The 26,817-nt window shown below is 61.1% G+C and carries 28 protein-coding genes; 9 read left to right on the top strand and 19 right to left on the bottom strand.

Annotated elements, in window-relative coordinates; translation table 11 throughout:
- Positions 1–8 precede the first annotated feature (8 nt).
- The 4 genes from LY631_RS03690 to LY631_RS03675 are packed head-to-tail and all read left to right on the top strand — an operon-like array spanning position 9 to position 1,879.
- Positions 9–554 carry an SRPBCC family protein gene (locus tag LY631_RS03690; RefSeq protein ID WP_274423753.1) on the top strand — a complete coding sequence of 182 codons (546 nt, stop codon included), beginning with the start codon at positions 9–11 and terminating at the stop codon, positions 552–554.
- Positions 555–567: 13 nt separating this feature from the next.
- Complete coding sequence (locus LY631_RS03685) at positions 568–1,098, top strand: SRPBCC family protein (protein WP_274423752.1); 531 nt, start codon at positions 568–570, stop codon at positions 1,096–1,098.
- A gap of 14 nt (positions 1,099–1,112) precedes the next feature.
- Positions 1,113–1,502: a VOC family protein gene (locus LY631_RS03680; RefSeq protein ID WP_274423751.1), complete on the top strand. Its 390-nt coding sequence runs from the start codon at positions 1,113–1,115 to the stop codon at positions 1,500–1,502.
- Positions 1,503–1,513: 11 nt separating this feature from the next.
- Positions 1,514–1,879, top strand: a complete 366-nt coding sequence (locus LY631_RS03675) for a VOC family protein (protein WP_274423750.1) — start codon at positions 1,514–1,516, stop codon at positions 1,877–1,879.
- Between the two features lie 265 nt (positions 1,880–2,144).
- Here the strand turns inward: LY631_RS03675 and rpsU are convergent, their stop codons facing one another.
- The 6 genes from rpsU to cysG form a co-directional block, all read right to left on the bottom strand.
- Complete coding sequence (rpsU, locus tag LY631_RS03670) at positions 2,145–2,372, bottom strand: 30S ribosomal protein S21 (RefSeq protein WP_274423749.1); 228 nt, start codon at positions 2,370–2,372, stop codon at positions 2,145–2,147.
- 192 nt (positions 2,373–2,564) lie between these two features.
- Complete coding sequence (locus tag LY631_RS03665; RefSeq protein WP_274423748.1) at positions 2,565–3,107, bottom strand: DUF934 domain-containing protein; 543 nt, start codon at positions 3,105–3,107, stop codon at positions 2,565–2,567.
- A gap of 9 nt (positions 3,108–3,116) precedes the next feature.
- Entirely contained in the window at positions 3,117–3,866 is a 750-nt protein-coding gene (locus LY631_RS03660; RefSeq protein WP_274423747.1) for a phosphoadenylyl-sulfate reductase, read from the bottom strand.
- Positions 3,841–5,511, bottom strand: coding sequence for a nitrite/sulfite reductase (locus tag LY631_RS03655; protein WP_274423746.1), 1,671 nt, complete (start codon positions 5,509–5,511; stop codon positions 3,841–3,843). Before LY631_RS03655 ends, LY631_RS03660 begins: the two co-directional genes overlap by 26 nt.
- Positions 5,512–5,529: 18 nt before the next feature.
- Positions 5,530–5,838, bottom strand: coding sequence for a DUF2849 domain-containing protein (locus tag LY631_RS03650; protein WP_274423745.1), 309 nt, complete (start codon positions 5,836–5,838; stop codon positions 5,530–5,532).
- A gap of 4 nt (positions 5,839–5,842) precedes the next feature.
- The gene (gene cysG, locus LY631_RS03645) at positions 5,843–7,282 is read right to left on the bottom strand and encodes a siroheme synthase CysG (RefSeq protein WP_274423744.1); all 1,440 of its coding nucleotides are present in this window, start codon (positions 7,280–7,282) and stop codon (positions 5,843–5,845) included.
- 217 nt (positions 7,283–7,499) lie between these two features.
- On the opposite strand from cysG, the gene LY631_RS03640 reads away from it, so the two are divergent.
- Positions 7,500–7,949: a host attachment family protein gene (locus LY631_RS03640; RefSeq protein ID WP_274423743.1), complete on the top strand. Its 450-nt coding sequence runs from the start codon at positions 7,500–7,502 to the stop codon at positions 7,947–7,949.
- A gap of 31 nt (positions 7,950–7,980) precedes the next feature.
- Here LY631_RS03640 and irrA read toward each other — a convergent pair whose 3' ends face one another.
- Positions 7,981–8,406 (bottom strand): iron response transcriptional regulator IrrA, encoded by a 426-nt coding sequence (gene irrA, locus LY631_RS03635; RefSeq protein WP_274423742.1) that lies wholly within the window; start codon positions 8,404–8,406, stop codon positions 7,981–7,983.
- Positions 8,407–8,643: 237 nt separating this feature from the next.
- Between irrA and fabA the strand changes: the two genes are divergently transcribed.
- The 3 genes from fabA to fabI are packed head-to-tail and all read left to right on the top strand — an operon-like array spanning position 8,644 to position 11,278.
- On the top strand, positions 8,644–9,159 hold the full coding sequence (fabA, locus tag LY631_RS03630; protein ID WP_274423741.1) for a 3-hydroxyacyl-[acyl-carrier-protein] dehydratase FabA: 516 nt from the start codon (positions 8,644–8,646) through the stop codon (positions 9,157–9,159).
- Between the two features lie 60 nt (positions 9,160–9,219).
- Positions 9,220–10,440 (top strand): beta-ketoacyl-ACP synthase I, encoded by a 1,221-nt coding sequence (gene fabB, locus LY631_RS03625; RefSeq protein ID WP_274423740.1) that lies wholly within the window; start codon positions 9,220–9,222, stop codon positions 10,438–10,440.
- Between the two features lie 7 nt (positions 10,441–10,447).
- Positions 10,448–11,278: an enoyl-ACP reductase FabI gene (gene fabI, locus LY631_RS03620; protein ID WP_274423739.1), complete on the top strand. Its 831-nt coding sequence runs from the start codon at positions 10,448–10,450 to the stop codon at positions 11,276–11,278.
- Positions 11,279–11,316: 38 nt separating this feature from the next.
- On the opposite strand, the gene LY631_RS03615 is transcribed toward fabI, so the two are convergent.
- The 10 genes from LY631_RS03615 to rimP form a co-directional block, all read right to left on the bottom strand.
- Entirely contained in the window at positions 11,317–12,330 is a 1,014-nt protein-coding gene (locus LY631_RS03615) for a class I SAM-dependent methyltransferase (protein WP_274423738.1), read from the bottom strand.
- Positions 12,331–12,407: 77 nt separating this feature from the next.
- A complete protein-coding gene (gene pnp / locus LY631_RS03610) occupies positions 12,408–14,546 on the bottom strand; it encodes a polyribonucleotide nucleotidyltransferase (RefSeq protein ID WP_274423737.1) in 2,139 nt (712 codons plus the stop codon).
- Positions 14,547–14,799: 253 nt separating this feature from the next.
- Positions 14,800–15,069 (bottom strand): 30S ribosomal protein S15, encoded by a 270-nt coding sequence (gene rpsO, locus LY631_RS03605; protein ID WP_274423736.1) that lies wholly within the window; start codon positions 15,067–15,069, stop codon positions 14,800–14,802.
- 142 nt (positions 15,070–15,211) lie between these two features.
- On the bottom strand, positions 15,212–16,942 hold the full coding sequence (locus tag LY631_RS03600; protein ID WP_274423735.1) for a sensor histidine kinase: 1,731 nt from the start codon (positions 16,940–16,942) through the stop codon (positions 15,212–15,214).
- 91 nt (positions 16,943–17,033) lie between these two features.
- Entirely contained in the window at positions 17,034–17,972 is a 939-nt protein-coding gene (gene truB, locus LY631_RS03595) for a tRNA pseudouridine(55) synthase TruB (protein WP_274423734.1), read from the bottom strand.
- 32 nt (positions 17,973–18,004) lie between these two features.
- Entirely contained in the window at positions 18,005–18,412 is a 408-nt protein-coding gene (rbfA, locus tag LY631_RS03590; RefSeq protein WP_274423733.1) for a 30S ribosome-binding factor RbfA, read from the bottom strand.
- 412 nt (positions 18,413–18,824) lie between these two features.
- The gene (infB, locus tag LY631_RS03585; protein WP_274423732.1) at positions 18,825–21,386 is read right to left on the bottom strand and encodes a translation initiation factor IF-2; all 2,562 of its coding nucleotides are present in this window, start codon (positions 21,384–21,386) and stop codon (positions 18,825–18,827) included.
- The gene (locus tag LY631_RS03580) at positions 21,383–22,021 is read right to left on the bottom strand and encodes an RNA-binding protein (RefSeq protein ID WP_274423731.1); all 639 of its coding nucleotides are present in this window, start codon (positions 22,019–22,021) and stop codon (positions 21,383–21,385) included. Before LY631_RS03580 ends, infB begins: the two co-directional genes overlap by 4 nt.
- A gap of 33 nt (positions 22,022–22,054) precedes the next feature.
- Entirely contained in the window at positions 22,055–23,662 is a 1,608-nt protein-coding gene (nusA, locus tag LY631_RS03575) for a transcription termination factor NusA (protein WP_274423730.1), read from the bottom strand.
- 46 nt (positions 23,663–23,708) lie between these two features.
- Positions 23,709–24,311 (bottom strand): ribosome maturation factor RimP, encoded by a 603-nt coding sequence (gene rimP, locus LY631_RS03570; RefSeq protein WP_274423729.1) that lies wholly within the window; start codon positions 24,309–24,311, stop codon positions 23,709–23,711.
- A 230-nt stretch (positions 24,312–24,541) separates the two neighbouring features.
- Between rimP and LY631_RS03565 the strand changes: the two genes are divergently transcribed.
- Positions 24,542–24,706 (top strand): hypothetical protein, encoded by a 165-nt coding sequence (locus LY631_RS03565; RefSeq protein WP_274423728.1) that lies wholly within the window; start codon positions 24,542–24,544, stop codon positions 24,704–24,706.
- Between the two features lie 12 nt (positions 24,707–24,718).
- On the opposite strand, the gene trmB is transcribed toward LY631_RS03565, so the two are convergent.
- Positions 24,719–25,417, bottom strand: a complete 699-nt coding sequence (trmB, locus tag LY631_RS03560) for a tRNA (guanine(46)-N(7))-methyltransferase TrmB (RefSeq protein ID WP_274423727.1) — start codon at positions 25,415–25,417, stop codon at positions 24,719–24,721.
- 12 nt (positions 25,418–25,429) lie between these two features.
- The gene (metK, locus tag LY631_RS03555) at positions 25,430–26,707 is read right to left on the bottom strand and encodes a methionine adenosyltransferase (protein ID WP_274423726.1); all 1,278 of its coding nucleotides are present in this window, start codon (positions 26,705–26,707) and stop codon (positions 25,430–25,432) included.
- Positions 26,708–26,817: the final 110 nt, after the last annotated feature.

The raw sequence follows: 26,817 nt of genomic DNA, 5'->3' as shown, positions 1-26,817 counted from the left end.
AGCATGACATGCCGATGGAACCCGCAACTCTGCACGGCACACGGACGGCGCCCGATACCGTACGCATCGAAAAGGTCCTGCCGGGTCCGGCCGAGCGGCTTTGGGAGTACCTGACGCAATCGGATAAGCGCCGGCAATGGCTTGCCGCGGGCGAGATGGAGCTTTTCGCCGGCGGGAAGGTGGAGCATCTCTTCCGCCATCACGAGCTTTCCTCCGAGGTCACGCCTGAGCGCTACAAGCATTTTGAGACCAGCCCGGCTATGCCGGGTGAGGTCACCGAATACGATCCGCCGCGCGTGCTCGCCTATCGCTGGCCGGGGGACAACGGCGCGAGCGAGGTGACCTTTGAGCTTTATCCCGAAGGCAGGGATGTCCGCCTTGTGCTGACGCATCGGCGCCTTGCGGACACTGAGGCGATGGTCAGCGTGGCCAGCGGCTGGGACGCGCATCTCGGCATTCTGGACGACCGCCTCAGCGGACGCGAGCCACGCGGCTTCTGGTCCACGCATGATGGGTTCGAGGGTGCGTACCGCCAACGCTTCTCAGCGCAATAATAGGAGATTTCCCATGACGGATAAGGGCCTCTTGATCGAGGAGAAGGCAGTGCGCTTCGAACGCCTTTTGCCTGGTCCCGTAGAGCGCGTATGGGAACACCTGACCCGGTCCGAATACCTGCCCTTGTGGTTCGGCGGAAGCGGGATGACATACGAGATCGAGGGGCGGGAAGGCGGTGCCGTGAATCTCGGCAACGGCCATATCCGCGGCATCGTCACGCGATGGAGACCGCCGCACCTGCTTTCCTACACCTGGAACCTTGCTGACGGGCCGGGGCTGGACTCGGCCTATCCCGAATCCTTCCTCACATTCGAGTTGAAGCCGCAGGGGGATGAGGTCCTTCTCATCCTCACGCACAGACCGATCGGCGACCCGTTCCAGCCCCATACGCTCATGGGCTGGCACACATTCCTCGACCTGCTCGGTGCCCTGCTGCGCGGCGAGGAACTGGAGCCGTCCGACACGGCCATGCAGCGCAACGCCGGCATCTATGGTGTCGAGCAGCCGATGCACCCGCCCTATCCGGAAAATGTCGCCGACTGAAAGGAAGAGTTCGCATGTTATCCATAAAGCTCACCAGCGTTCTGGTGGACGACCAGGCCAAGGCCGAGAAGTTCTATACCGAAGTACTTGGCTTCGTGAAGAAAGAGGATTTCCCCGCTGGCGGCGCGCGATGGCTGACCGTCGTCTCGCCCTCGGCCCCGGATGGCCCGGAAATCGTTCTGGAGCCTATCGGATATCCTTTTGCCCGGGACTACCAGAAAGCACTGTTCGAATCGGAGATCGCCTTCACCGCCTTCGCTTGCGACGACATCCAGGCCGAATACGAGCGCATGAAAGCGCTCGGCGTGAAGTTCCGGGGTGAACCGCGCAGAATGCAAGACAACATGCCGCTGATGGCCACGTTTGAAGACACCTGCGGCAACCTCATCATGATGTACCAATAGGAGCGCTAGGCATGAAACCAAACTTCGAAGGCGGGCGGAACATCGCGATGAAAGTGCCGCCCCATCAATATGACGAGACCGTCCGCTTTTATCGGGACATTCTCGGTTTCGAGCAGATCAAGGAATTGCTGCCCGCCATTGGCTTCCGTTTCGGGGCAAACCAGCTGTGGATCGACAAGGCGCCGGGCATGAGCCAGGCGGAACTGTGGCTAGAGGTGGTCACGGAAGATACCAAATCGGCCGCTGAGTATCTGGAGACTGCCGGCATAGTACGCCGTGACGAGATTGAGGATCTGGGACCGAATTTCGATGGCTATTGGATCTCCAGCCCCGCGTCCATCATCCACCTCGTGGATGGCAAATCCGGTTCCTGGTGACCGGAGTGGAATTACCTGACGCTCGCATAAAGCGGCAACCGGCAGGATGAAGCATCGTTTAGCGCGTCGAAAGGGACGCATCCCACTTTAAAACAGAAAAAACCGGCTGGCGCCCGCCGTCAGCCGGTTTTTGCGTGTTCTGTCGAGGCAACAGCGCCCGCGCGGGGTGTGAGGAGCACTACCGGTCTGGCCGACATCAGCGCGCCGGGTATACCCGCTCGGGCGAAATCAGGTTGCAGTGGCGACGAACGAAATTCTATAAAGTTCAGGCTGCGCGCTTCTTCTTCGGCAGAAGACCTTCGCGCTGGGCCTGCTTGCGGGCAAGCTTACGGGCGCGGCGAATGGACTCTGCATGCTGCCGTGCGCGCTTCTCGGAGGGCTTTTCGTAAGCGCGGCGGGACTTCATTTCGCGGAAGACGCCCTCGCGCTGCATTTTCTTTTTCAGGACCTTGAGGGCCTGATCGACATTGTTGTCACGAACGATTACCTGCAATGTTCTTCCTTCTTTCGTTGGCGTTTCCGATGGCCGAGCCCGGCCCGGCGCAGCTAAAGGCGCGTCACCGGCTCGGAAGCCGCTAGAACTTGAGCGACTCGGGGAAGGCGCGAATTATACGCATTCTTCGCGCCAATTGCACCCCTTGCGCCAAATATAATGCAAAACTGTAATTCTTGGAGGGTCTTCGGCTCAGGAAAGGGCAGAATCCGACAGACGCCGCCAGGAAAAGCGGCCGCGTGCAGCCGGGCGCGTGGCTGGCTGGTAGTAAAGCGGAATGCCGCCATTGTCACCCGCTTCCAGGCGCGCACGTGTCAGTTCGTGCGTAACCTCCAGTGTCGAGAAGCCGCAGCGCAGCATATGCGCGACCTGATCGAAAAGCACATCGCCCGTGGCGCGCAACTCACCCCGATAGCCGTAGCGGGAACGCAAAAGCTGTGCCTTGGAATAGCTGCGCCCGTCATTATAGGCCGGGAAAGCAAGAGCGATAAGCGGCAATCGATCAAGGTACGGCACGAGCCGATCGATCGTCTCGCCCGGCAGCACCTCGACACCGATGCGCCCGCCCGCCTTCTCGCGCGTGGCGGGATCGAGAGCGAGAAAGATCTCCAGCGGGAGAATCAGCTTCTCACCGATTTCCAGCGCTTCCGATTCGTCGGTGCGCCGCCACTCGTTTTCCCGAAAGCCATCCTCGGCCCAGAGCGGCGGCTTGAATTGGTGCTCATTTGCGCTCATTGCTCGTCCTCAAGCAGCGGATGTCAGGGATTCGAGGCCCGGCAGGTGAATGCCGCATTCGGTCTTGGCGGAGCCCGCCCAGCGGCCGCTACGCTCATCTTCGCCAGATTGCACGGGCTCGGTGCAGGGAAAGCAGCCGATGGAGAAGTAGCCGAAGGCCACCAGAGGATTCTGCCTGAGATCATGGCTCTGCATATAGGCCGCCTGATCGGCGGTGGTCCAGCGGGCAAGCGGATTGATGCGGATGCGTGGGCCGACCGCCTCGAAGACGGGCATCTGCGCCCGCGTCTCAGACTGGTAGCGCTTGCGTCCCGTGAACCACGCCGCGTAGGGTTCGACCGCGCGGGCCATCGGCTCTACCTTGCGGATTTCGCAGCACAGATCCGTATTGGACTTGTGCAGGTCGTCATTCGGATCCTTCGCCGCCAGGTTCTCCTGCCGGGGATGAATGATCCGCAGGTTTTTTAGGGCGAGATCGTCGGCCAACTGATTGCGATAGTCGAGCGTCTCACCAAAATGCTGACCCGTGTCGAGAAACAGCACCGGCAACTCGCTGTCCAGGCGCGAGACCATGTGCAGCAGCGCGGCCGAATCCGCCCCGAAGGACGAAACGGCGGCAATCCCCCCCGCGTCCTGAAAGCGCCCGACGGCAATCGCGATGATCGCTTCCGGCTCCAGGTGCCCGAAGCGGGCATCCAGGGAGCGGGCGAGCTCCTGCGCTTCGACCTCGGCGTCACGCAGCTTTGGCTTCGCCACCATAAAGCGCCTCCTTGAAAGGTGTAACCCCGAGCCGCCGATAGGCAGCGAGGAAGGTTTCGGACTTGTCCTGGCGATGGGCGAGATACGTGTCGACGATGGTTTCCACGGCGCCAACAATTTCATCTTCGCCGAAGCCGCGGCCGACAATCTCACCGATCGACGTATTTTCGTCGCCGGAGCCGCCCAGGGTCACCTGGTAGAATTCGACACCTTTCTTCTCGAGGCCCAGAATGCCGATATGGCCGACATGGTGGTGGCCGCAGGCATTGATGCAGCCGGAGATCTTGATCTTCAGATCACCGATATCGTTTTGCCTTGCCTGTTCGGCAAAGCGGGTGGAAATCTGCTGCGCGACGGGAATCGACCGGGCCGTGGCGAGCGCGCAGTAATCCATGCCGGGGCAGGAAATGATGTCGGTCACCAGGCCGGCATTGGCGGTGGCCAGGCCGATTTCCACCAGCCGATCAAAAACGGCTTTGAGATCAGCGCGCGCGACATGGGGCAGGACAAGGTTCTGCTCGTGGCTGACGCGTATCTCATCGAAGCCGTAGCGTTCGGCCAAATCAGCCACGGCATCCATCTGATCGGCAGAAATGTCGCCCGGCACCTCACCGATACCTTTCAGCGATATCGTAACGGATGCGTAGTTCGGATCTTTATGAGTATGAAGATTACGTCGCAGCCAATCCGCAAAACCGCTGTCGCGCGCCGCCGCTTCCGCAACGGCTGCGTCGCCCTCCGGGCGTGCCGGCAGCGCCGGCGGCTCGAAGTAGGCATCGATTGCGCGGATATCCGCCTCGGGAAGCTTCAGTTCGCTTTCCTTCAGTGCCGCGAATTCCTTCTCGATCTGTGCCGTCAATTCTTCGGTGCCGGTTTCGTGAACCAGTATCTTGATGCGCGCCTTGAACTTGTTGTCCCGGCGGCCGTGGAGATTGTACACTCGCAGAATAGCGGTCGTGTATGACAGAAGATCTTCCTCGGGCAGGAACTCGCGGACCTTCTTTGCCACCATCGGCGTGCGGCCAAGCCCGCCCCCGACATAAACGGCGAAGCCGAGGCGGCCGGCGGCATTTTTCTTCAGATGTAGGCCGATATCGTGCACCTGCACGGCTGCGCGGTCGCGCTCGGCCCCGGTCACCGCGATCTTGAACTTGCGCGGCAGATAGGAAAACTCCGGGTGGAGAGAGGACCATTGCCGCAGAATCTCGGCGTAGGGACGGGGATCGGCCACTTCGTCGGCAGCGGCCCCGGCAAAATGATCGGCGGTCACGTTGCGGATGCAGTTTCCGCTCGTCTGGATGCAGTGCATCTCGACGGAAGCGAGCTTATTCAGGATTTCCGGAATGTCCTTCAAAGCCGGCCAGTGAAATTGCAGGTTCTGCCGAGTGGTGAAGTGGCCGTATCCCTTGTCGTAGTCGCGGGCGACATGAGCCAGCATGCGCATCTGCCTGGGCGCCAGCGTGCCATAGGGAATGGCGATCCTGAGCATATAGGCGTGAAGCTGGAGGTAAACGCCGTTCATCAGCCGGAGCGGTTTGAACTGCTCTTCCGTCAACCCGCCGGAGAGCCGCCGCTCCACCTGATCGCGGAACTGGTCAACGCGGGCTTTCACAAAAGCATGGTCGAATTCGTCGTAGCGGTACATGATCTTCCCTGACGTTTTTCAGACCGGCGCAATGGCGGTTTTGCGCGCCTGTTTGCCGAGTTGGTGGTGAATGGTGGGGCCTGCGGCGCGGATACGCTCTCGGAGGCGGATCGGACGGGCCTTGCCATCAACAAGATCGACGTCAATGAGGTTCACATCGACCACTTCGTCCCGCGCCTGCGCCTCACGTCCGATCTGCTCCAGACGCTCCTGAGCCTCCTTGTCGCGAGCGAGCTCGGCCTGATCGATGCTCTCCACCCAGCGCTCGCCTGAGCCAAGCCATACGGCCTCGCCGTCGCTGAGCCGGTTTGCTGTCAACAGCTTCATTATTTCACTCCCTGATCCGCGCCGGGACAGGCGCTTTCGCATGCGTCACCAGCGGCTCCGAGTGCGAGAAGTCGGACCCGGCGACCGCATCGCCGATAATTGTGAGGACCGGGCCGGTCAGATCGGTGCGGGTAGCCAAGGCAGGCAGATCCTCCAGCGTGCCGTGGAAGAGGCGGCGGTTGCTCAAGCTGGCATTTTCCACCACCGCAACGGCCGTGTCGGGCGAAAGCCCGGCGTTCTGCAGGCGCCCGGCCACCTCCGCCGCGGTCGAGCGGCCCATATAGACCGCCACCGTGGCGCCATCGATGGCAAGCCGCGCCCAATCGGGCAGTGCCTCGCCCTTGAGATCGTGGCCGGTGGTAAACACCAACGACGATGCGACGCCGCGCAGCGTCAAAGGCAATCCGAAATCCGCGGCAGCAGCAAAGGCGGCAGTGATGCCCGGTACGACCTCATAGGGAACACCCGCATCGCGCAGAGCGGCCATTTCCTCGCCAGCACGTCCGAAGACCAGCGGATCGCCGGATTTCAGGCGCACAACGCGCTTGCCCTCACGACCGAGTTTTACCAGCAGCGCATTTATTTCATTCTGGGTCTTCGAATGGCAGCCCTTGCGCTTGCCCGCGGCTATGCGTTCGGCATCGCGGCGCCCCATGGCGACCACCGCCTCCGGCACCAGTGCATCATGGACGATTACATCGGCTTCCATCAGCAGGCGCTGAGCGCGCAAAGTGATGAGATCCTCGGCGCCCGGCCCCGCGCCTACCAGTGCGACATGGCCGAGCTCAAAGCCCCGGCTATCGAGGAGTTCATCGGCAGCTTGCCGCGCAGCAGATGGATCACCAACCGCGACCGCACGGGCGGGATGGCCCGTGAAGAAAGACTTCCAGAAGCGGCGGCGCGCCAAGCCTTTCGGCACACGCTGGTCGACCGCCTCACGATAGGAGGCCGCCATCGTCGCCAGACGGCCAAGAGAAGGCGACAGCATCTGGTCAATGCGCGCGCGGATCATCTGCGCGAGCACCGGCCCCGCCCCTTCCGTGCCGACCGCGACAGCAACGGGCGCGCGGTTCACCAGGGCGGGGGTGTAGAAATCGCAAAGCTCCGGCCGATCGACGGCGTTGGCGGGAATCGAGCGGGCACGCGCATCCTCCACGACCGCGCGGTCGGCCGCCTCCTCGCCTGTGGCCGCAAAGACCAGCGCCGCGTTGTCGAGATGGTGCGGCCGGTAGGCCTCAAGCAACAGGTGAACGCCGTTTGCGGCAGCCCACACGGCTAGCTGTGGCTCCGGCAACTCGGCCACGATGACGAGTTCGGCGCTCGACTGCGCCATAAGCCGCGCCTTGGCGAGCGCCTCTTCACCACCGCCGATGATGACGACGCGCCGCTGGTCCACCCGCATGAAGACGGGGAATGCATTCAGCTTTGCCGATCCTTCAGCCATCGGGCTCATCCTTCCGATTGAGGACCGGATTGTGCCTTCACGCCGCGAACTTCAGAAGAAACGCACTCGCGTCCCTGGTCAGCGCCTGGCAATCGCTTTTGCGTACTTGATCGCCACAACAGAAAAATCATCCTGCGAGTGAGCACGGCGGCGTGGAACGCCGTTTCCCGCCGAGCGTTTGGCGTGCATGGGAATGACAGCGTCCAGGGAGAATATGATGGCTGATATCCGGCTCGAGCACGGCATCTGGGTTCTGGTCGCCGACGGCGAAAAGGCACTGTTTCTGCGCAATGAAGGCGATGCGGAGTATCCGAATCTGGAGGTGGTGCGTGAGATCCTGGACGACAATCCGCCCACCCGCGAGCAGGGTACGGACACGCCGGGCCGCTATTTCGACGGAGGGAACGTGCACAAGAGCGGCTTCGACGAGACGGATTGGCACCGCATCGAGCAGGAGCGCTTTGCCGATGAAATGGCGGGGCGCCTGTACAAGCTCGCCCATCGCGGGGGCTTCGAAAAAATTATCCTGGTTGCGCCGCCGCAAGTGCTGGGCTCGCTACGCAAAACGCTCCACAAGGAGGTGCTCAGCCGTGTTGCCGGAGAAGTGCCGAAAACACTGACGAACCACACCACGTGGGATATCGAGAAGGTTCTGAAGAACGGTTGAGATGCTCGCCGCCGCGTTACCGAGGGCCGGATCAGCTGGTCGCTTTCGGTCGGAGCCGCACGACGATGTCGACATGGGCGATTTCCATGTCTTCCGGCGGGGACGGCAGATTGGCCAACGTCACCGGACCTTCTGGTATATCGACCAGCCGGTTTTCTCCCTCCAGGAAAAAGTGATGGTGGTCGGAGGTGTTGGTATCGAAATAGGTCTTCGAGCCCTCCACCGGCAGAATACGCAGCATGCCGGCCTCGGTGAACTGGTGCAGAGTATTATAAACCGTGGCAAGAGAGACGCGGACGCCCGCCTCCTGAGCCTCCTCGTGCAGCTCCTCGGCGGATATGTGCCGGTCGCCGGTGGCGAAGAGCAACTCGGCCAACGCAATGCGCTGACGGGTCGGGCGCAAACCCGCCTCGCGAACACGATTTTCCAGCGCAAAAGCGTTAAGTTCAGCGGTCAAGAAATTTCCTGTCGCTCAGATTCGTTTCCAGGCCCACGCAAAGGGGGCTCCATCATGTTTCCACATATATTCCGCCAAATACGGCCGATCAATAGCTGTAAGACCCCAACACCTTCTGGCGTGGCAAATCGCCATCGGATATTAGCTTCCACCTGTTTCCTACCGGAAACAAGCTGTGATAGGGAATTCCAGATTACACCAGCCCGGCAACAGGGCGGACAATGAGAACGGGAACAGATGGCGCAGACGAAATCCAGCTACGATTACGAAGATCTCTTGGCTTGTGCCCGCGGCGAGCTATTCGGACCCGGCAATGCGCAACTCCCCGCGCCGCCCATGCTGATGTTCGACCGGATCACCGAAGTGAGCGAAGAAGGCGGAGAGTTCGGCAAGGGCTGCATTCGAGCGGAACTCGACGTGAAGCCCGATCTTTGGTTCTTCGAATGCCACTTCATCGGCAATCCAGTCATGCCCGGCTGTCTCGGTCTCGACGCGATGTGGCAGCTGACCGGGTTCTTTCTCGGTTGGCTCGGCCTGCCCGGCAAGGGCATGGCGCTGTCGACCGGCGAGGTTAAATTCAAGGGTATGGTCACACCCGATGTCAAAAAGGTGGAGTACGGTGTCGACTTCAAGCGCGTTATGCGCGGCCGCCTTGTGTTGGGCATCGCCGATGGCTGGCTAAAAGCCGACGGAGAGCCGATCTACAAGGCAACCGACCTCAGGGTCGGCCTGTCCAAGCAGGAAACTGCATAGGCCGGCCGTGTACCACGAACAGATGCGGGCGACCCGCCTCGAAGCCCCAGGGAGAGCGACATGAGACGCGTCGTAGTTACCGGCCTCGGCATTGTATCATCGATCGGCAATAACGCGGAGGAGGTTACAGCCTCTTTGCGCGACGCCAGGTCCGGCATCACATTTTCGGAGGATTTCGCCGAACACGGCTTCCGCTGCCGGGTATGGGGCGCGCCGACGCTCGATCCGAGCGAACTGGTCGACCGGAGGGCCATGCGCTTCCTATCCAAGGGCGGGGCGTGGAACCACGTCGCCATGGACCAGGCCATCGCCGATGCCGGGCTCGAGCAGGACGACATCACCAACGAGCGTACCGGCATCATCATGGGCTCGGGCGGCCCCTCCACGCGCACGATCGTCGAAGCGGCGGATACAACGCGGGAGAAAGGCAGCCCCAAGCGTATCGGCCCCTTCGCAGTGCCAAAAGCCATGTCTTCGACGGCTTCTGCCACGCTGGCGACCTGGTTCAAGATCCATGGCGTCAACTACACCATCACATCCGCATGCTCCACATCGGCGCACTGTATCGGCAACGCCTACGAGCTGATCCAGTGGGGCAAGCAGGACATGGTCTTCGCCGGCGGACACGAGGATCTCGACTGGACCATGTCGAACCTCTTCGACGCCATGGGTGCGATGTCGTCCAAGTTCAACGACACGCCCGCAACGGCCTCGCGCGCCTATGATGCCAATCGCGACGGCTTCGTCATCGCCGGCGGCGCGGGCGTTCTGGTTCTGGAGGAACTGGAACACGCGAAAGCGCGCGGCGCCAAAATCTATGGCGAGATCGTCGGCTACGGCGCGACATCGGATGGCTTCGATATGGTGGCGCCCTCCGGCGAAGGGGCGATGCGCTGCATGCGCCAGGCGCTCTCCACCGTCGACGGTAAGGTCGATTACGTCAATACGCATGGCACGGCGACGGATGTGGGCGACTCGCGCGAGATCGCCGGTATCCGCGAGGTTTTCGGGGACGACATGCCCCATATCGCCTCGACCAAGTCACTGACGGGCCACTCGTTGGGCGCTGCAGGCGCGCAGGAATCCATCTACGGCCTTCTGATGATGAAGGAAGGCTTCATCGGCGAAAGCGCGCATATCGAGGAGCTCGATCCCGAGTTCGAAGGTGTGCCGATCGTGCGTGAACGCATCGACAACGCCAAGATCGACACCGTGTTGTCGAATTCCTTCGGTTTCGGCGGCACCAATGCGACGCTCGTTTTTCAGCGTTACGCAGACTGAGGACGGAATGGACACTTTGCTGAAGGGCAAGCGCGGCCTGATCATGGGGGTCGCCAACGATCACTCTATCGCATGGGGAATCGCCAAGACGCTTGCCCAACATGGCGCGGAGCTCGCCTTTACCTATCAAGGAGAGGCGTTCGGACGCCGCGTCAAGCCCCTCGCCGCGGAAGCCGGATCGAAGCTCCTGCTTCCCTGTGATGTGGAGGATAGCGGCTCCATCGAGCACGTTTTCGATACGCTGAAGGAAGAGTGGGGTTCCCTCGATTTCCTGGTCCATGCCATCGGCTATTCCGACCGCAACCAGCTCAAGGGGCTCTACGCCGATACCACGCGGGAAAACTTCATCCGCACGATGGTGATCTCCTGCTACTCCTTCACGGAAGTCTCCCGCCATGCGGCGGCGATGATGGAGAACGGCGGTGGGCTTCTGACGCTCACCTATGCCGGATCGATGCGGGTAATGCCGAACTACAATGTGATGGGCGTGGCGAAAGCGGGGCTGGAGGCGAGTGTGCGGTATTTGGCCAATGATTTCGGCCCGCGCGGCATCCGCGTCAACGCCATTTCCGCCGGCCCGGTGCGTACGCTGGCAGGTGCCGGTATCTCCGATGCCCGGCATATGTTCACCTATCAGAGCCGCAACTCGCCGCTGCGCCGCACGGTCTCCATCGACGAAATCGGCGGTTCGGCCCTTTACCTGCTATCGGACCTGTCGTCGGGTGTGACCGGTGAGATTCATTACGTGGATTCGGGCTATAATACGGTCTCAATGCCAACGCTGAAGGAGTTGAAACACTCCGGAGAGGCAGCGGAAGAAGCCGAACAGGAGCAATAGCGGCGCTCTCACAGCGTTTGTTTCGCTCGAGCCTGAAACTATTTGACCGCCCAAAGAACCTTGAAAGAGGAATCGCGGCAGATTTCGCCTTGGCGGGTAAAGTTTGCCTTCACGACCGTCTCGTATGGCAAAGCGCGGTTTGCGACCAGAAAGAGCCGCCCGCGTGGTTTCACAGCCTTGGATGCGGCCAGAATCATTGCCTGCCCCAGGTCGGGCTCCGCGGCGCGTCCGCGGTGAAAGGGCGGATTCATGACTATGACGTCGTAGCGTTGTTCCACGGGCTCGCTCAAAAGATCCTGCCAGAAGAAGTGGCAGGGCGTTTCAGAGGCATGCGCGGCAAGATTACCGCGCGCAGCATCGAGCGACCGGTTGTGCGCCTCGTACAGATCGAGCATCTGCAAGGAGAAACGTTTGGCCAGCCGCAGGGACAGATATCCCCAACCCGCCCCAAAATCTGCAACGCTGCCTGAAATATCGTCCGGCAGGCTATCGGCCAGCAAGCGCGACCCCGGATCGACCCCGCCCTCCGAAAAGCCGCCAATGGCTGTCTCATAGCCTTCCCCTGTCCTGATCGGATGCGCGAGGAGTGCCTGAAGCGGAACCGCATCCGGTGTATTCGGGCGACGCGCCCAGAACACCACGCCATGATGCTTCGACAACTGGTTCTCCAGCGGCAGAAGCTTCGCCACCCGCTTGGCCAGGCTTGCGGCACCGTCTTTCTTCGCACCGGCCGCAGCAAGAAGACCACCCGGTTTCAGGCAGGCGAGAGATTGGGCGAGTTGCAGCTCGTTCTCGCGCCGGTGGCGGCCGAGGAGCACAAAGGCTGCATCGAAATTCTCGCCCTCGAGAGTCGGCGTGACCTTGTACCCGGCCCTTTCCAGGCTCAGGTAGTCCGGCCGCAAGCCCTGCACCGCCACAATCTCGGACCTGAAGTCCGGAGGAAGGCGCAAACCGGCGCCCGCACCGAACACAACAAGACGCTCTCCTGCACGCGGTGCATCCAGGAGTCCATGGTGAAACGGGAAGAAAAGGGTGGCGAGGGAATTGGACATAAACGAGCTAGATCATGGTGACAACAAAATGGGCGCGGCATGAGCCGCGCCCGTTTTATAATGCATGTGCGAAGAAATCAGCTATCAGCCGCTTCGGCCTGCTCTTTCTTGATCTCCTCGCCGGTCTCCTGATCGACGACCTTCATGGACAGCCGTACCTTACCGCGCTCGTCAAAGCCCATCAGCTTGACGAAGACCTTGTCGCCTTCCTTGACGACATCGGTGGTTTTCTGCACGCGCTCCGGTGCGAGCTGAGAAATATGCACCAGACCGTCCTTCGGACCGAAGAAGTTCACAAAGGCGCCGAAGTCGGCGGTCTTAACGACCGTGCCCTCGTAGATCTCTCCGACTTCCGGCTCCGCCGTCAGGGAGTGAATCCACTTCTTCGCCGCCTCGATCTCCTTTGCGTTGGACGAGGCGATCTTCACCGTGCCGTCGTCCTCGATGTTGATCTTAGCGCCGGTCTTCTCGACGATCTCGCGGATGACCTTACCGCCGGTGCCGATCACGTCGCGGATCTTGTCGGTCGGGATCTGCATCACTTCGATGCGTGGCGCGAATTCGCCGATCTCACCGCGGCTCTCCGACAGAGCGTTCGCCATCTCATCAAGAATATGCATGCGGCCACCCTTGGCCTGGTCGAGAGCGACCTGCATGATTTCCTCGGTGATGCCGGTGATCTTGATGTCCATCTGAAGCGAGGTAATGCCGTCGTCCGTTCCGGCAACCTTGAAGTCCATGTCGCCCAGATGATCCTCATCGCCCAGAATGTCGGAAAGAACGGCGAAACGATCGTCTTCCTTGATCAACCCCATGGCGATGCCGGCAACGGGCTTGCTGATTGGAACACCTGCGTCCATCAAAGCCAACGACGTGCCGCATACGGTCGCCATGGAGGAGGAGCCGTTGGACTCGGTGATTTCCGAGACGACACGGATCGTGTAAGGGAACTGATCCGGACCGGGCAGCAGCGGATGAATGGCCCGCCATGCCAGCTTGCCATGGCCGATTTCGCGGCGGCCGGGTGCACCCACGCGTCCGGTCTCGCCCACGGAATAGGGCGGGAAATTGTAGTGAAGAAGGAAGCTTTCCTTGTAGGTGCCGGTCAAGGCGTCGACAAACTGCTCGTCCTCGCCTGTTCCCAGCGTCGCAACCACCATGGCCTGCGTCTCGCCGCGGGTGAAGACGGCCGATCCGTGCGTGCGCGGGAAAACGCCGACTTCCGCGTTGATGGGCCGGACGGTCTTCAGATCACGGCCATCGATGCGGGTGCCGGTATCAAGGATGTTCCAGCGGACGATCTTGGCCTGCAGCGCCTTGAAAACGGTCGCGACCTGTTCCGGCGCCCACGCGTGCTCCTCGGCATCTTCGGGAAGGAAAGTCTCCTTTACCTTGGCCTTAACGGCATCGACCGCGGCGTAGCGCTCCTGCTTGTCGGTGATTTTATAGGCCTCGCGCAGATCGTTCTCGACGACCTTCAGCATTTCGCCTTCGAGTTCGGAGAGATCCTCCGGAAGGAACTCACGCGGCTCCTTGGCAGCCACTTCCGCCAGCTTGACAATAGCGTCGATAACCGGCTGGAAATGCTTGTGGCCATGCATGACCGCGCCGAGCATCACATCTTCGGAAAGCTGCTGCGCCTCCGACTCGACCATCAGAACAGCGTCGCTCGTGCCGGCCACCACGAGGTCAAGTTGCGACTCGTCCATCTCGTCAATGTGCGGATTGATAACATAATCGCCGCCGATATAGCCAACCCGCGCCGCACCGATGGGGCCCATGAAAGGCACGCCGGAAAGTGTGAGCGCGGCCGAGGTCGCAACCATGGCGACGATGTCCGGGTCATTCTCAAGGTCGTGCTGCAATACGGTCAGGATGATCTGCGTATCGTTCTTGTATCCATCGACAAACAGCGGGCGGATGGGCCGGTCGATAAGACGGGAAGTGAGCGTTTCCTTTTCGCTCGGGCGACCTTCCCGTTTAAAAAAGCCGCCGGGGATCTTGCCCGCGGCGAAGGTCTTTTCCTGGTAGTTCACGGTGAGCGGGAAGAAATCGAGACCCGGCTTCGGCTCCTTCGCCGAAACGACCGTGGCCAGAACCACCGTCTCTCCGTAGGTGGCGACTACGGCACCGTCTGCCTGGCGGGCGATCTTGCCCGTTTCCAGGGTGAGCGGACGTCCCGCCCACTCAATTTCCACTTTATGTTCGTTAAACATGTCTTGTCCTTAGCTATCGAAGGCCGTCCGCAATCTCTCGGCGCACGCATTCCTTCGTCTTCCATTCGGGACGAGCCACGGGCAAGACAACAGGAGGCTCGTATATGCCGCTCGGCAGCTTCAAGAATCCTGCAATCCTGCCCCATGACCTGTCCGTCGACTTCTCCCGGATCTCCAGGAGGTTTCGCAAGGCCGCTTGGCGGCCGGCCCTTCACCGGAGGCGGATCCCCGCCGGGGATCCGCCAACCGATAATTAGCGGCGCAGGCCAAGCCTTTCAATCAGCGATCTGTAGCGCTCGTTATCCTTCTTCTTGACGTAATCAAGGAGTCGGCGGCGCTGCGAGACGAGCTGAAGCAGACCACGGCGGGAATGATTATCCTTTTTGTGGTCCTTGAAATGCTCGGTCAGGTTCTTGATGCGCTCCGTCAGGATCGCGACCTGGACTTCCGGCGAACCGGTATCGTCCTTGGCGGTCGCGAATTCAGTCATGATTTCCTGCTTGCGCTCGGCAGTTATCGACATCGCATACCCTTTCTAAATCGAGGAAAAGTCGCCCGTAGCCAGGATGTCGTCCAGCAAGGGCCATCCATCATGCGTCAACACGCAATGATGGAGCGCATATAGTGTATAACACGCAGGTTTGCCAGCGAAAATCGCGCGCCCGCTACACCGATGGGGCGTTCCGACCATCGTTCGGCAATACCCGATGCGCCGGAATGCGAAAAATACATTCGAGCCCATCGCTATGAAACTTTCGGGAAATCTGCGCCTCCAGCGTGCCGCCTATCATTCTTTCGATAATTTTCGTCCCGAAGCCGCTTTCCCCGGGGCGGTGCCGGAGAGCCGGCAGATACTCACGCCACACGATGACCAGCATCTTTTCCTCTATGCGCCAGGTAATGGCCAGCCGCCCATTCCTGGCAGCGAAGGCGCCATATTTAGCCGCGTTGGTGGCCAATTCATGAATGGCCAGCCCGACCGTCTGAGCGGCCTGGCTGTCGAGCCGAAATGACGGCCCCGAAAGCTCAAGGCGTGTCGGGTCGTCCGGCTTGAATGGTTCGATCTGCACGAGAAGAAGCTCTCGCAGTTCCACACCCGTCGCACCGCCGGCGATCAGAAGGTCGGTCGAGCGCGCAAGGCCATAGAGCCGCTTCTGAAAGGAATCGAGGAACGCCGGGACGGATTGCGTCGTGCGCGCCGTCTGCTTGGCCATGGAAGCAACCACGGTGAGCTGGTTCTTGGCGCGATGCGCAACTTCCCGCATGAGGAGCCGGATCTCGTTTTCCGCTGCTTTGCGGTCGAGGGCCGCTTCCGCCAGCGCGGCGGAAACCGTTGTAGCCTCAGCCACGGGATAGGAGGTCGCGTCCACTGTCTCCCCCGCCCCAAGGCGATGGGCATCCTGGGCTAGGTGGCGCACGGGCTTGGCGATTTGGCGGCCGAGATACCAGGCGGCGAGTGTGCCTATGGCGATTACGACCAGACTTCCGCCGAAGAGAAACCGCAATGACCGCCGTGTTGGCTCCTCGACAACAGCCGCCGGCGCCCAGACCACCACACGCCAGCCGCTGAACTGCGATTCATCGACAATAGCGATATAGGATTCCTCATTCATCTGATCGGTCAGACGCGCCGTCTGGCGCGAGGAGCCGTTTGTTACGTCGAGAAAGAACGGCTTGCCCGTGTCTGTTGACAGAAATGAAGAAGCGATTACGATTCCATTCTGGTCGACCAACGTGGCGTTCCATCCCCCGCGCAACATCGACTGGGACAGTGTGTCTGCCATCGAGGCCGCATCGCGCGTCATGATCAGGACGCGCGGCGGTTCATCCTCCGGCCAGAGGGGCATAGCGACATTGAAGACCCATTGCTGCGATGTTTGACCAAAGAAAACGCCGGAAATAGTGGCGGTGCGCGATTCCAGCGCCTGCCGAGATGACCTGGGGTCCGACGTGCGGCCTAGCGGTGTGCCATAAGGAACGCGCGTATTCATAAGTTGATTGAGGTTCTCATCCAGCAGAATGAGATATGAACCTGTTTCGGCCAGCGCCGTTCTGGCCCGGCTGTAAAACTCCTCGATGTTTCCGGACGTCAGGGATGGCGTGGTGGAGAGGACACGGAGTGCGGTCGTCATGCCAGTCAACTCACGCTCTACCGCCTCGGATATCGAGTCCGCCATTGCCTCCGCGAGCGTCTGCACAACTTCCCGTTGAGCGGCGTCATTTCGGTGGAGCAGGACAGCAGCGATTGCAATGGCCGGGATGACCGTCACCGCGATAAGTAGAAAGAGATAAAAGCCAATGGGCTTCGGGCTGGCAAGACTGGTTCGCAGCCTTCGCCCAAAGCTGAGTTTGGTCTCGGGGGCGCTCACGCCTGGATTGTTCCCGTCTGTCGTCATCGTGCCAGCCCAACCGCAGTGTCTTGTCAATGCGGGACTCCGGCATTCGTTGCAATACCAGCCAGTTACACCAGCTTTTCCCGATCTACCGTCAGATGCTGAAAACGCGTTTTGGCTTGAACATGCCGGCTTCAACCATGCCTATCGCGACCAGCCGCCCGCGCGCGCTGGCCCATGCTTCCGGTGCCTCGACTGGGGCGTCACGCCCGCGAACGATGACCGAATTGCCGAGCCGCAGGCGCGCGGCCGCATCGTCGCTGAGCCCTATTTCGGGTACGCCATCAAGTGCTGCGGCCGTATCGAGCAAATAAGGATCAAGCGCGGCGAAACGCGCGTCCTGGTCTTCCGCCTCGGATGCGGCGTCATCCAATTCCTTCAGCGGAACGAGCTGTGCGGTTTCAAACGGGTACACCTCGGTGCGGCGTAGTTCGGCCACGTGTCCGTAACAACCAAGATCACGGCCCATGTCGCGGGCAATGCTGCGTACATAGGTCCCCTTGCCGCACTCCACTTCGAAGACGGCATTGCCCGGCTCGGGAACGGAGACGAGATCAAGCCGGCCTATCTCGACTTCACGCGCCGGGATCTCAATTGCCTCGCCTTCCCGCGCCAGATCGTAGGCACGCTCACCGCCGATCTTGATGGCGGAGAACTGCGGCGGTTTTTGCATGACCAGCCCGGTATAGCGCGGCAATAGCGCGCGAATATCCGCCTCAGTGGGACGCTTCTCCGAGCTTTCCACCACCGGCCCTTCCAGGTCGTCGGTGGTACGCTCCTCCCCCCAGGCGACCGTGAAACGGTAAACCTTGGCGCCCTCCATTACATAGGGAACTGTCTTCGTCGCTTCGCCGAGGGCAATCGGCAGCATGCCTGAGGCAAGCGGGTCGAGAGTGCCCGCATGTCCCGCCTTTTGCGCGCCGAACAGCCACTTTGCCTTGGAAACGGCTTCCGTCGAACCCATGCCAGCCGGTTTGTCCAGCACAAGCCAGCCCGAAACCGGCCGGCCCTTTTTCTTCCCGCGACGCGCCATCGAGTTCCTTTCTTTTTCTTCTTTTGCGCCGATCAGCTTTCTTCGTCGCGATCGCGTTCGATATCGCGGGCGACCTCGGGGGACTTCAGAATCCGGTCGATCTTCTGGAAATTTTCATAGCTCGTGTCGAGGCGAAAACGAAACTCGGGCATATATTTCAACTGCCTGAGTGCCCCGGTTGCCCGTCCACGGATGAACCGTGCGTTGCGATTAAGCGCGGCAACCACTTCATCCTTGTCGCCGGCGCCAAGCGGGGAGACAAAGGCGGTGGCAATCTTGAGATCAGGGGACATGCTCACTTCCGAAACGGAGATTACCGCATCTTCCACTACCGGGTCGCGCACCTCGCCACGCTGCAGGATCTCCGCCAATGCATGCCGCGCCTGCTCGCCGACGCGAAGCTGGCGCTGGGAGGGGGCTTTGTTTGTCATGGCTGCCATACCCGTCGATTAGACACAAGTAAGGCTCCAATCGCTGTTGCCAGCATGACCGAAGCCCGCGCACTTCTTAAAAACATAGGAAATACCGGCTCCTTAGTAGCAGGACTGACAAAGCGAACGTTGCACCAAGAAAGATGGTCGCCACGGGATAGCCGAAACGGCATCCTTCCTGCACCGAGGAAAGCCCATATGTCGCTCTGCCCAAAACACTTCAATACTCAACAAGCCGATTACCGCGAGGCTAAAAACCGCTACGAACGAGACGGCGAGGCCGACAGACAGCAGACCTCCGCAAACGCGACACCTAGCGAGAAAAACCCGTAGAATGCGCCCGACAGCGCGTACGCACCCTGTTTCATCGCGCCCGTTCCGAGCAACCCAAGCGACCGCACGGCCGCTTGGGTTTAGCCCATTATAATGTCCGCGTTACGTGCTCGACGCGGAAGGCCTCGATGACGTCGCCGGCACGGATGTCTTCGTAGTTCTCGAAGGCCATTCCGCATTCCTGACCGGCGGGCACTTCGCCCACTTCATCCTTGAAGCGCTTCAGCGTCTTCAGCTTGCCCTCGTGGATTACGACATTGTCGCGCAGTAGGCGCACGCCGGCACCACGCTCGACCTTGCCTTCCGTTACGCGGCAGCCGGCTACCCTGCCGACCTTGGTGATGTTGAAGACCTCAAGGATCTCGGCGTATCCGGTGAAGGTCTCGCGGCGTTCGGGCGACAACAGACCGGACATGGCCGCTTTGATATCGTCCACCAGGTCGTAGATGATGTTGTAGTAGCGAATTTCGACGCCAGACTTCTCGGCTGCGTCGCGCGCCTGCTTGTTGGCGCGGACGTTGAAGCCGATGATCGCAGCCTCCGAGGTCTCGGCAAGCGAAATGTCGCTCTCGGTGATGGCACCAGCGCCGGAATGCACGATGCGCGCGCGCACTTCCTCCGTGCCCAGCTTCTCGAGCGCAATAGTGATGGCCTCAATCGAACCCTGGACGTCGCCTTTGATGATCAGCGGGAATTCCTTCAAGCCGCTGGTCTGCAATTGCGACATCATCTGTTCCAGCGAGCCGCGCTGCCCGGCCTGACGCGCCACCGCCCGCTCGCGCGCCTTGCGCTGACGGTATTCGGAGATTTCGCGCGCCTGCGCCTCGTTCGCCACCACGGCGAAGCGATCGCCCGCCTGAGGCGTGCCCTGGAGCCCCAACACCTCAACCGGCGTCGAAGGCGGCGCGTCCTGGACCTGCTCGCTCCGTTCGTTGATGAGTGCGCGAACACGGCCCCACTCGTTGCCGGCAACAATGATATCGCCCGGCTTGAGTGTACCCGCCTGCACAAGAACCGTGGCGACGGAGCCGCGGCCGCGATCTAGCTTGGCCTCGATGACGACGCCTTCGGCCGTGCGTTCCGGATTTGCCTTGAGTTCCAGCAACTCCGACTGCAGCACGATTGCCTCGAGCAGCTTGTCCAGATTGGTCTGCTGGATCGCAGAGACCTCGACATCGAGCACGTCGCCGCCCATGGATTCGACGAATACCTCGTGCTGCAGGAGTTCCGTGCGTACCTTCTGCGGGTCGGCCTCGGGGCGATCGATCTTGTTGATGGCGACGATGATCGGCACACCCGCCGCTTTGGCGTGATTGATGGACTCGATCGTCTGCGGCATCACGCTGTCATCAGCAGCAACGACCAGGATGGCGATGTCGGTCGCCTCGGCTCCGCGGGCACGCATGGCCGTGAAGGCCGCGTGGCCGGGAGTGTCGATGAAGGTGATCGTTTGCCCGTTCTGCTCCACCTGATAGGCGCCGATGTGCTGGGTGATGCCACCGGCCTCACCCGAAACCACATTCGCCTTACGGATTGCATCGAGCAGCGAAGTCTTGCCGTGGTCGACATGGCCCATGATGGTGACAACCGGCGGGCGCGGGCGCAAGCTCTCGGGCTTGTCCTCGATATCGAACAGGCCTTCCTCCACGTCCGATTCAGCTACCCGCTTGACCGTGTGGCCGAATTCGACGGCGACGAGCTCGGCCATATCTGCGTCGATCACGTCGCCGGGCTTCATCATCTGACCCTGCTTCATGAAATACTTCACGACATCCACGGCCCGCTCCGACATGCGGTTGGCAAGCTCCTGAATGGTGATCGTCTCCGGCACCACGACCTCACGCGAAATCTTCTCGCGCGGTTCCTGGTTCTGCGCGCGCTTGAACTTCTCCTGGCGGCGGCGCATCGAAGACAGCGAGCGGCCGCGGGTCTCGTCGCCCGAAAGCGCAGAGTTGAGTGTCAGCTTGCCACGACGCCGCTGGTCCTCGCCGCGGGGCTTTGACGGACGGGGCGGTGCTTCGGCGGCCTTCTGCGGCGCGCCGCGCTTACCACCAGCGCCGCCACGGCCGCGATCTTCGCGTTCGACCTCGGGCTCGGGTGCGGGCTTGGCAACAACCTCGCGCGCGCGCGCTTCTTCCTCGGCGCGCTGGCGAGCCTCGGCCTCGGCTTTCAGCCGCTCTTCTTCCTCGGCTTGGCGGCGAGCGGATTCCTCGCGCTCCTTCTGACGACGCTCATCTTCCTCGGCGCGGCGCTTGGCTTCTTCCTCGGCGCGCTTGCGCTCCTCGGTCTCGCGCAGCTTGGAATCCTGGAGCGCGCGGCGGCGCGCCTCCATCTCGCCAGCTGAAAGCTCATTGAGCACGACACCCGAGCGAGCCTGCTGCTGCCTTGGCCTCTCACGCTCGGGCGCGGGGGCCTTAGGCGCGGGCGCCTTGGCGGGCGCCTCTTTTTGAACCGGAGCCTGGGTCGGCGTCGGCTCAGCGCGTTCCTCCGGCTTGGAGAACTTCCGCTTCTTCGTCTCGACGACAACAGATTTGGTGCGCCCATGCGAAAAGTTCTGGCGCACCGTGCCTTGCTCCGGCCGCTTCAGCGTCAGCGTCTTTTTCGGGTTGACGCTCAGCGTCTTATCGTCACCGGTCTTCGTATCTGTCATTCCAATCCCTCTGCGGAACCTGCCGCACTCGACGCTTCCCTGTCCGGGGCGATGCCTCGGTATCTCGCCAGCGCTTTGACGCGCCTAAGCGCTGCCACGCCCGGCCCTTGGTCGAGCACGGCAGCATGTATCACATTTGCCGCCCCCAATGCCAAACTCATTTCAGCTGCCGAAAAGAGTTTGTAAGCCGGTACATCCGACCTACCGGCATAAAAGGCAAATTTGCGGGCGGCGGTCACCTTCCGCACGCCGTCCGCCGACGCTTCGAGCGCATGCAGGACGGCAGCAGCCTTACCGCTTCGCACCGAGGCTGCGACCTTCTCCGTTCCCAATGCCACGGCTCCGGCCTTGCGCGCAAGACCAAGCGTACCCAGGGTTGCCGACCCCATGAGCGATTCAACCCGTGCAGTCAAATCCGCTGGCACCGTGACCGGAGCCTTCAGCGCCCTGGCGAACAGATTTCTCTTTGCGGCTTTCTCGACCAGCGCCTTTTCAGCACCGACCCAGCAACCGCGCCCCGGCAGATTCTGCTTCAGGTCGGGAACAATCGTACCGTCCGGCCCAGCCACGAACCGGATGAGACCATCCGGATGTTGCGCCACGCGCGTTACGATACATGTGCGTTCGTTCTTCACGTTTCGCAAGACCTGCCAGTGGCAAATTCATTTTCAGCTATCCGCAGTCTCGGCGTCAGCGGAGCCGGTATCTTCCTCGTTCGGCTGGAGATCTTCCTCGGTGATCCAGCCGACCTTTAAGCGCGCTGCGACGACCATCTGCTCCGCCTCCGCGCGCGAGACATCAAAGTCGGACAGCACACCGGGGAGGAAGGTGGTCTCACCGTTCTTACGTTCCCGCCAACCCACGAGATCGTCCACGGCATAGCCGGCGAAATCCTCGACAGTCTTCACATCATCCTGGCCCAGCGACACCATCATCGCCGTGGTGATGCCAGGAATCTCACGCAGCTCGTCGGAGACACCCAACTCCTTGCGCTTGGTATCGTGCTCGGCTTCGATCTGCTCCAGATACTCGCGTGCGCGAGTCTGGATTTCGTGCGCGGTGTCCTCGTCAAATCCGTCGATGGAGGCAATCTCGTCGCCCTCCACATAGGCAACTTCCTCGACGCTGGTGAAGCCCTCGGATGCCAGAACCTGCCCCACCATCTCATCGACGTTAAGCGCATCCATGAACAACGTCGAGCGCTCGCTGAACTCTTTCTGCCGGCGCTGGGACTCTTCCTCCTCGGTCATGATGTCGATATCCCAGCCGGTAAGCTGCGATGCGAGCCGCACATTCTGACCACGCCGACCGATTGCCAGCGAGAGCTGATCGTCGGGGACCACGACCTCGATACGCTCGGCGTCTTCGTCCAGGACCACCTTCGCCACTTCGGCCGGCTGCAGGGCGTTAACGATGAAGTGCGCCGCGTTCTCATTCCAAGGGATGATGTCGATTTTCTCGCCCTGGAGCTCACCCACGACAGCCTGCACACGGGAGCCACGCATACCGACACAGGCGCCAACAGGGTCGATAGAGGTATCGTTGCTGATGACGGCGATCTTGGCCCGCGAGCCCGGATCACGGGCCACAGACTTGATTTCGATGATGCCGTCATAGATCTCCGGCACCTCCATGGTGAACAGCTTCGCCATGAACTGCGGATGCGTGCGCGAGAGGAAAATCTGCGGGCCGCGCTGCTCACGCCGCACGTCATAGACATAGGCGCGCACGCGGTCGCCATATTTGAAAACCTCTCGCGGGATCAACTCGTCACGACGGATAATGGCCTCGCCGCGACCGAGATCGACGATCACATTCCCGTATTCGACGCGCTTGACCGTGCCGTTGACGACCTCGCCGATGCGGTCCTTGTATTCATCGTATTGGCGGTCGCGCTCGGCCTCGCGCACCTTCTGCACGATCACCTGCTTGGCGGACTGGGCGGCGATACGGCCGAAATCCATCGGCGGAAGCTGCTCGGCTAGGAAGTCGCCCACCTGGGCATCGGGATTGCGGCCGCGCGCAAGCGAAAGCGGAACCTGTCGCGCCGGCTCCTCGACGTCCTCGACCACCTCCATCAGGCGCTGCAGCTTTAGCTCGCCTGTTTTCGGATTGATGTCGGCCCGAATGTTGGTCTCCTGACCGTAGCGGGAACGCGCCGCTTTCTGGATTGCATCAGCCATCGCGGAAATGACGATTTCCTTGTCGATCGCCTTCTCCCGCGCAACCGCGTCGGCAATCTGCAAGAGTTCCAGCCTATTTGCACTTACTGCCATTTCAGTCTCCCTGGGCCGATTCTCGCCCTGAACGACGGAGCGCGCATCAAGCGTCCGCTCCTGAATTTTTGCCCCGGCGCGCCTTCTTGAGCTGCTGCCGTTCCTTCTTTTCTTTCCTCAGAGCCTCGCGAATGAGATCATCCGTCAGCACGAGCTTGGCCTCGCCGATCGCCTCAAGCGGAATCTCGGACGTCGGATCTTCGTCTTCGGCGACCTTTTCGCGCTCCAGCAGGAGCTTGTCACCAGTAACCTCGGTTATCCGTCCGCGGAACCGCTTGCGCCCGCCGACCATCACCGAAGTTTCCATCTTTGCCGTATGCCCGACCGCGGCTTCAAAATCGCCTATGCGCACAAGCGGACGGTCAATGCCCGGCGAGGATACCTCCAGCTCATAGGCCCTGTCGATCGGGTCCTCCACATCGAGCACGGGCGAGACGGCGCGGGTTACGATCTCGCAATCCTCGACGGTCATGGAGCCGTCCGGCTGCTCGGCCATGATCTGCAATGTCAGGCTATCCTGACCCGACAGGTGGACACGGACGAGCCGGTAGCCGGCCGCGGATAACACGGGAATGACAATCCCGGCGATGCGCGCCTCGAGCCCGGTCTCGCGAATGATGCGGTCGTCTGCTATCTGCCTATCAGGCATACGTATTTCAGCCTCCACGGCTTAACAAAAAAGAGCGGGACCGGTGGGACCCACTCTTCGCCATTAAGACCAAGATTTGAGAGGTGATATAGCCGAGCCGAACAAAGGTTTCAAGCCATAACCGGATATTGCGTTGCACAAAACGCATGGCAGACCTGCGAAGAAAGCCCTCCATTTCATGGGCGATGGTTCTTATGTTGTGTGCACCGCACAAGAATGGAGATTTGACCATGAGTCGTCATCGTTATCTGGCTGGCGTTGGAAATTTTTTCGGAGCCATGGGCAGTGCAATCGCCGTTTCGGCTGCCGTCCGTGATCGTCGCGCCGCCAATCCCGCCGACCTTAGCCGTCTGGGAATCGACCCAGAGCAATTTCAGCGAATCCGGTATCGCTAAGATACCGGATTTTCAAACACGCACGAAGCTCAAATAGGCCGGAACGCGGCCTTGGCGAACGGCTTTCGCCTCGTAGCGGGTGCCAGGCCAGTTCGCATAGGGCTGACGCCAATCATCCGCGCTGGCGGCCCGCCAGGAAAAAGACGGATGCTCCCGACAATGAAGCAGCGTCCAGTTGATGTAGCTTTCAATATCGGAAGCGAAGCGTAGAACAGCGCCAGGCTTCATCACCCGAGCAAACCGGTCCAGATTGTCCCGGTTGATAAAGCGCCGCTTCCAATGGCGTTTTTTTGGCCAAGGATCGGCGTAGAGCAGATCGATCCCCGATAGAGAAGCCTCCGGCAGCCAATCCAGCAGCCGCGTGGCGTCATCGTCGTAGAGCCGAAGGTTCTTGGGCTCATTACCTTCAAGCGCGGTTAGCAGCTTTGCCATCCCGTTGACGAACGGCTCAACCCCTATGAAGCCGGTCTCGGGGTAACGCTCCAGCTGGGTGAGCAGGTGCTCACCGCCGCCGAAACCGATTTCCAACCGCACCTCGCCTACAGTCGCCGCAAAGAGCGCCCTCGGATCGTCCGGCGCGGGCACCTCAAGATCAATGCGCAAGTGCGGAAGGAGCGTTTCCAGCGTCGAGACTTGCCGCGGGCGCAAACGCTTGCCGCGGCGTCGACCGAAAAACGCCTCCGTCGAACGTTCTGGATGTCCGGCGTTCACGACAATACTTCGTCAGGCTGCGGCCGCCAGAGCCTGCTTCAGGGCCTTGACCAAATCCATGCGCTCCCACGAAAAGGAACCATCCCGGCCAGGCTTGCGGCCAAAATGGCCATAAGCTGCCGTCTTGGCATAGACCGGGCGATTGAGATCAAGGTGTCGGCGGATGCCCGAGGGCGACAGGTCCATGACCTGGCGAAGCGCGATCTCGACCTCTTCCTCGGTAACCGTTCCCGTCCCGTGAAGGTCCACGTAGACAGAGAGCGGCTGGGCCACGCCGATGGCGTATGAAAGCTGGATCGTGCACCGCTCGGCGAGGCCTGCGGCGACCACATTCTTGGCCAGATACCGCGCGGCGTAGGCGGCAGAGCGGTCGACCTTGGTCGTATCCTTGCCAGAGAAGGCGCCACCGCCATGGGGTGCTGCGCCGCCATAGGTGTCAACGATGATCTTGCGCCCCGTCAGGCCAGCATCTCCGTCCGGCCCGCCGATGACGAACTTGCCGGTGGGATTGATGTACCAATGACAGTCGTCGCCGACCGCCAGTCCACCGCTCGCCAGCGCCTGGCGGATATAAGGCTCCACAACCTCCCGAACCTTCTTATTGTCCCAGTCGGGATCGAGGTGCTGGGTCGATAGAACGATCTCTGTCGCGGCGGCCGGTTTGCCGTCGACATAGCGCACGGTCACCTGGCTCTTGGCGTCGGGGCCAAGCTTGGCGGCATCACCCTGGCCGGCTTTACGCGCCTCGGCGAGAAGCTGGAGAATGCGATGAGAATAATAGATCGGCGCCGGCATGAGATCCGGCGTTTCGCGGCAGGCATAGCCAAACATGATGCCCTGGTCGCCGGCACCTTCCTCGCCCTGCCGGTCGGATGCGCTGTCGACGCCCTGGCCGATATCAGGGGATTGTCCGTGAAGAAGCACATCGATGCGCGCCTTCTTCCAGTGGAAGCCATCCTGCTCATAGCCGATGGCCCGGATGGCCCGGCGTGCCGCGGAACGGAACTTGGTCGGGTTCACGAGCGGATTACCGTGACTATCCTTCGCGACGTTACCATCCTTGTCACGCTTGAGCAGGCTGTCCGGTACGCGCACCTCTCCCGCGATCACGACGCGGTTCGTGGTGGTCAGCGTTTCACAGGCGACACGGACCTTCCACGGATCCATGCCTTCCTTGCGGGCCTCGCGATAGACCAGGTCCACGATTTCATCCGAAATGCGGTCGCACACCTTGTCCGGGTGACCTTCGGAAACGGATTCGCTTGTAAAGAGATAATGCTTGCGTGCCACGGGCGACCCCTCTGAGAACAAGCCGCCGACTCCCAGCCAACGGCAGGCGCCTTGTTAGCCAATCGCCGCAGAAATGGTCAAGGAAAATGGCTCGCAAACCGCGGCGGCAA

Source organism: Chelativorans sp. YIM 93263, assembly GCF_028767125.1.
Classification (GTDB): domain Bacteria; phylum Pseudomonadota; class Alphaproteobacteria; order Rhizobiales; family Rhizobiaceae; genus Chelativorans.
The sequence above is the reverse complement of the archived record's forward strand: the minus strand, read 5'-3'. Positions and strand labels throughout refer to the sequence as shown.

Coding starts and splice junctions, on each gene's coding strand:
- LY631_RS03640 (WP_274423743.1), top strand. CDS start 7,500: ATGGCTGATATCCGGCTCGAGCACGGCATCTGGGTTCTGGTCGCCGAC.
- LY631_RS03565 (WP_274423728.1), top strand. CDS start 24,542: ATGAGTCGTCATCGTTATCTGGCTGGCGTTGGAAATTTTTTCGGAGCC.
- LY631_RS03600 (WP_274423735.1), bottom strand. CDS start 16,942: ATGACGACAGACGGGAACAATCCAGGCGTGAGCGCCCCCGAGACCAAA.
- LY631_RS03655 (WP_274423746.1), bottom strand. CDS start 5,511: ATGTACCGCTACGACGAATTCGACCATGCTTTTGTGAAAGCCCGCGTT.
- LY631_RS03650 (WP_274423745.1), bottom strand. CDS start 5,838: ATGAAGCTGTTGACAGCAAACCGGCTCAGCGACGGCGAGGCCGTATGG.
- infB (WP_274423732.1), bottom strand. CDS start 21,386: ATGACAGATACGAAGACCGGTGACGATAAGACGCTGAGCGTCAACCCG.
- rpsO (WP_274423736.1), bottom strand. CDS start 15,069: ATGTCGATAACTGCCGAGCGCAAGCAGGAAATCATGACTGAATTCGCG.
- nusA (WP_274423730.1), bottom strand. CDS start 23,662: ATGGCAGTAAGTGCAAATAGGCTGGAACTCTTGCAGATTGCCGACGCG.
- fabA (WP_274423741.1), top strand. CDS start 8,644: ATGGCGCAGACGAAATCCAGCTACGATTACGAAGATCTCTTGGCTTGT.
- LY631_RS03690 (WP_274423753.1), top strand. CDS start 9: ATGCCGATGGAACCCGCAACTCTGCACGGCACACGGACGGCGCCCGAT.
- fabB (WP_274423740.1), top strand. CDS start 9,220: ATGAGACGCGTCGTAGTTACCGGCCTCGGCATTGTATCATCGATCGGC.
- rimP (WP_274423729.1), bottom strand. CDS start 24,311: ATGCCTGATAGGCAGATAGCAGACGACCGCATCATTCGCGAGACCGGG.
- cysG (WP_274423744.1), bottom strand. CDS start 7,282: ATGGCTGAAGGATCGGCAAAGCTGAATGCATTCCCCGTCTTCATGCGG.
- pnp (WP_274423737.1), bottom strand. CDS start 14,546: ATGTTTAACGAACATAAAGTGGAAATTGAGTGGGCGGGACGTCCGCTC.
- rbfA (WP_274423733.1), bottom strand. CDS start 18,412: ATGGCAGCCATGACAAACAAAGCCCCCTCCCAGCGCCAGCTTCGCGTC.
- LY631_RS03685 (WP_274423752.1), top strand. CDS start 568: ATGACGGATAAGGGCCTCTTGATCGAGGAGAAGGCAGTGCGCTTCGAA.
- LY631_RS03665 (WP_274423748.1), bottom strand. CDS start 3,107: ATGAGCGCAAATGAGCACCAATTCAAGCCGCCGCTCTGGGCCGAGGAT.
- LY631_RS03680 (WP_274423751.1), top strand. CDS start 1,113: ATGTTATCCATAAAGCTCACCAGCGTTCTGGTGGACGACCAGGCCAAG.
- LY631_RS03660 (WP_274423747.1), bottom strand. CDS start 3,866: ATGGTGGCGAAGCCAAAGCTGCGTGACGCCGAGGTCGAAGCGCAGGAG.
- LY631_RS03615 (WP_274423738.1), bottom strand. CDS start 12,330: ATGTCCAATTCCCTCGCCACCCTTTTCTTCCCGTTTCACCATGGACTC.
- LY631_RS03675 (WP_274423750.1), top strand. CDS start 1,514: ATGAAACCAAACTTCGAAGGCGGGCGGAACATCGCGATGAAAGTGCCG.
- fabI (WP_274423739.1), top strand. CDS start 10,448: ATGGACACTTTGCTGAAGGGCAAGCGCGGCCTGATCATGGGGGTCGCC.
- truB (WP_274423734.1), bottom strand. CDS start 17,972: ATGGCGCGTCGCGGGAAGAAAAAGGGCCGGCCGGTTTCGGGCTGGCTT.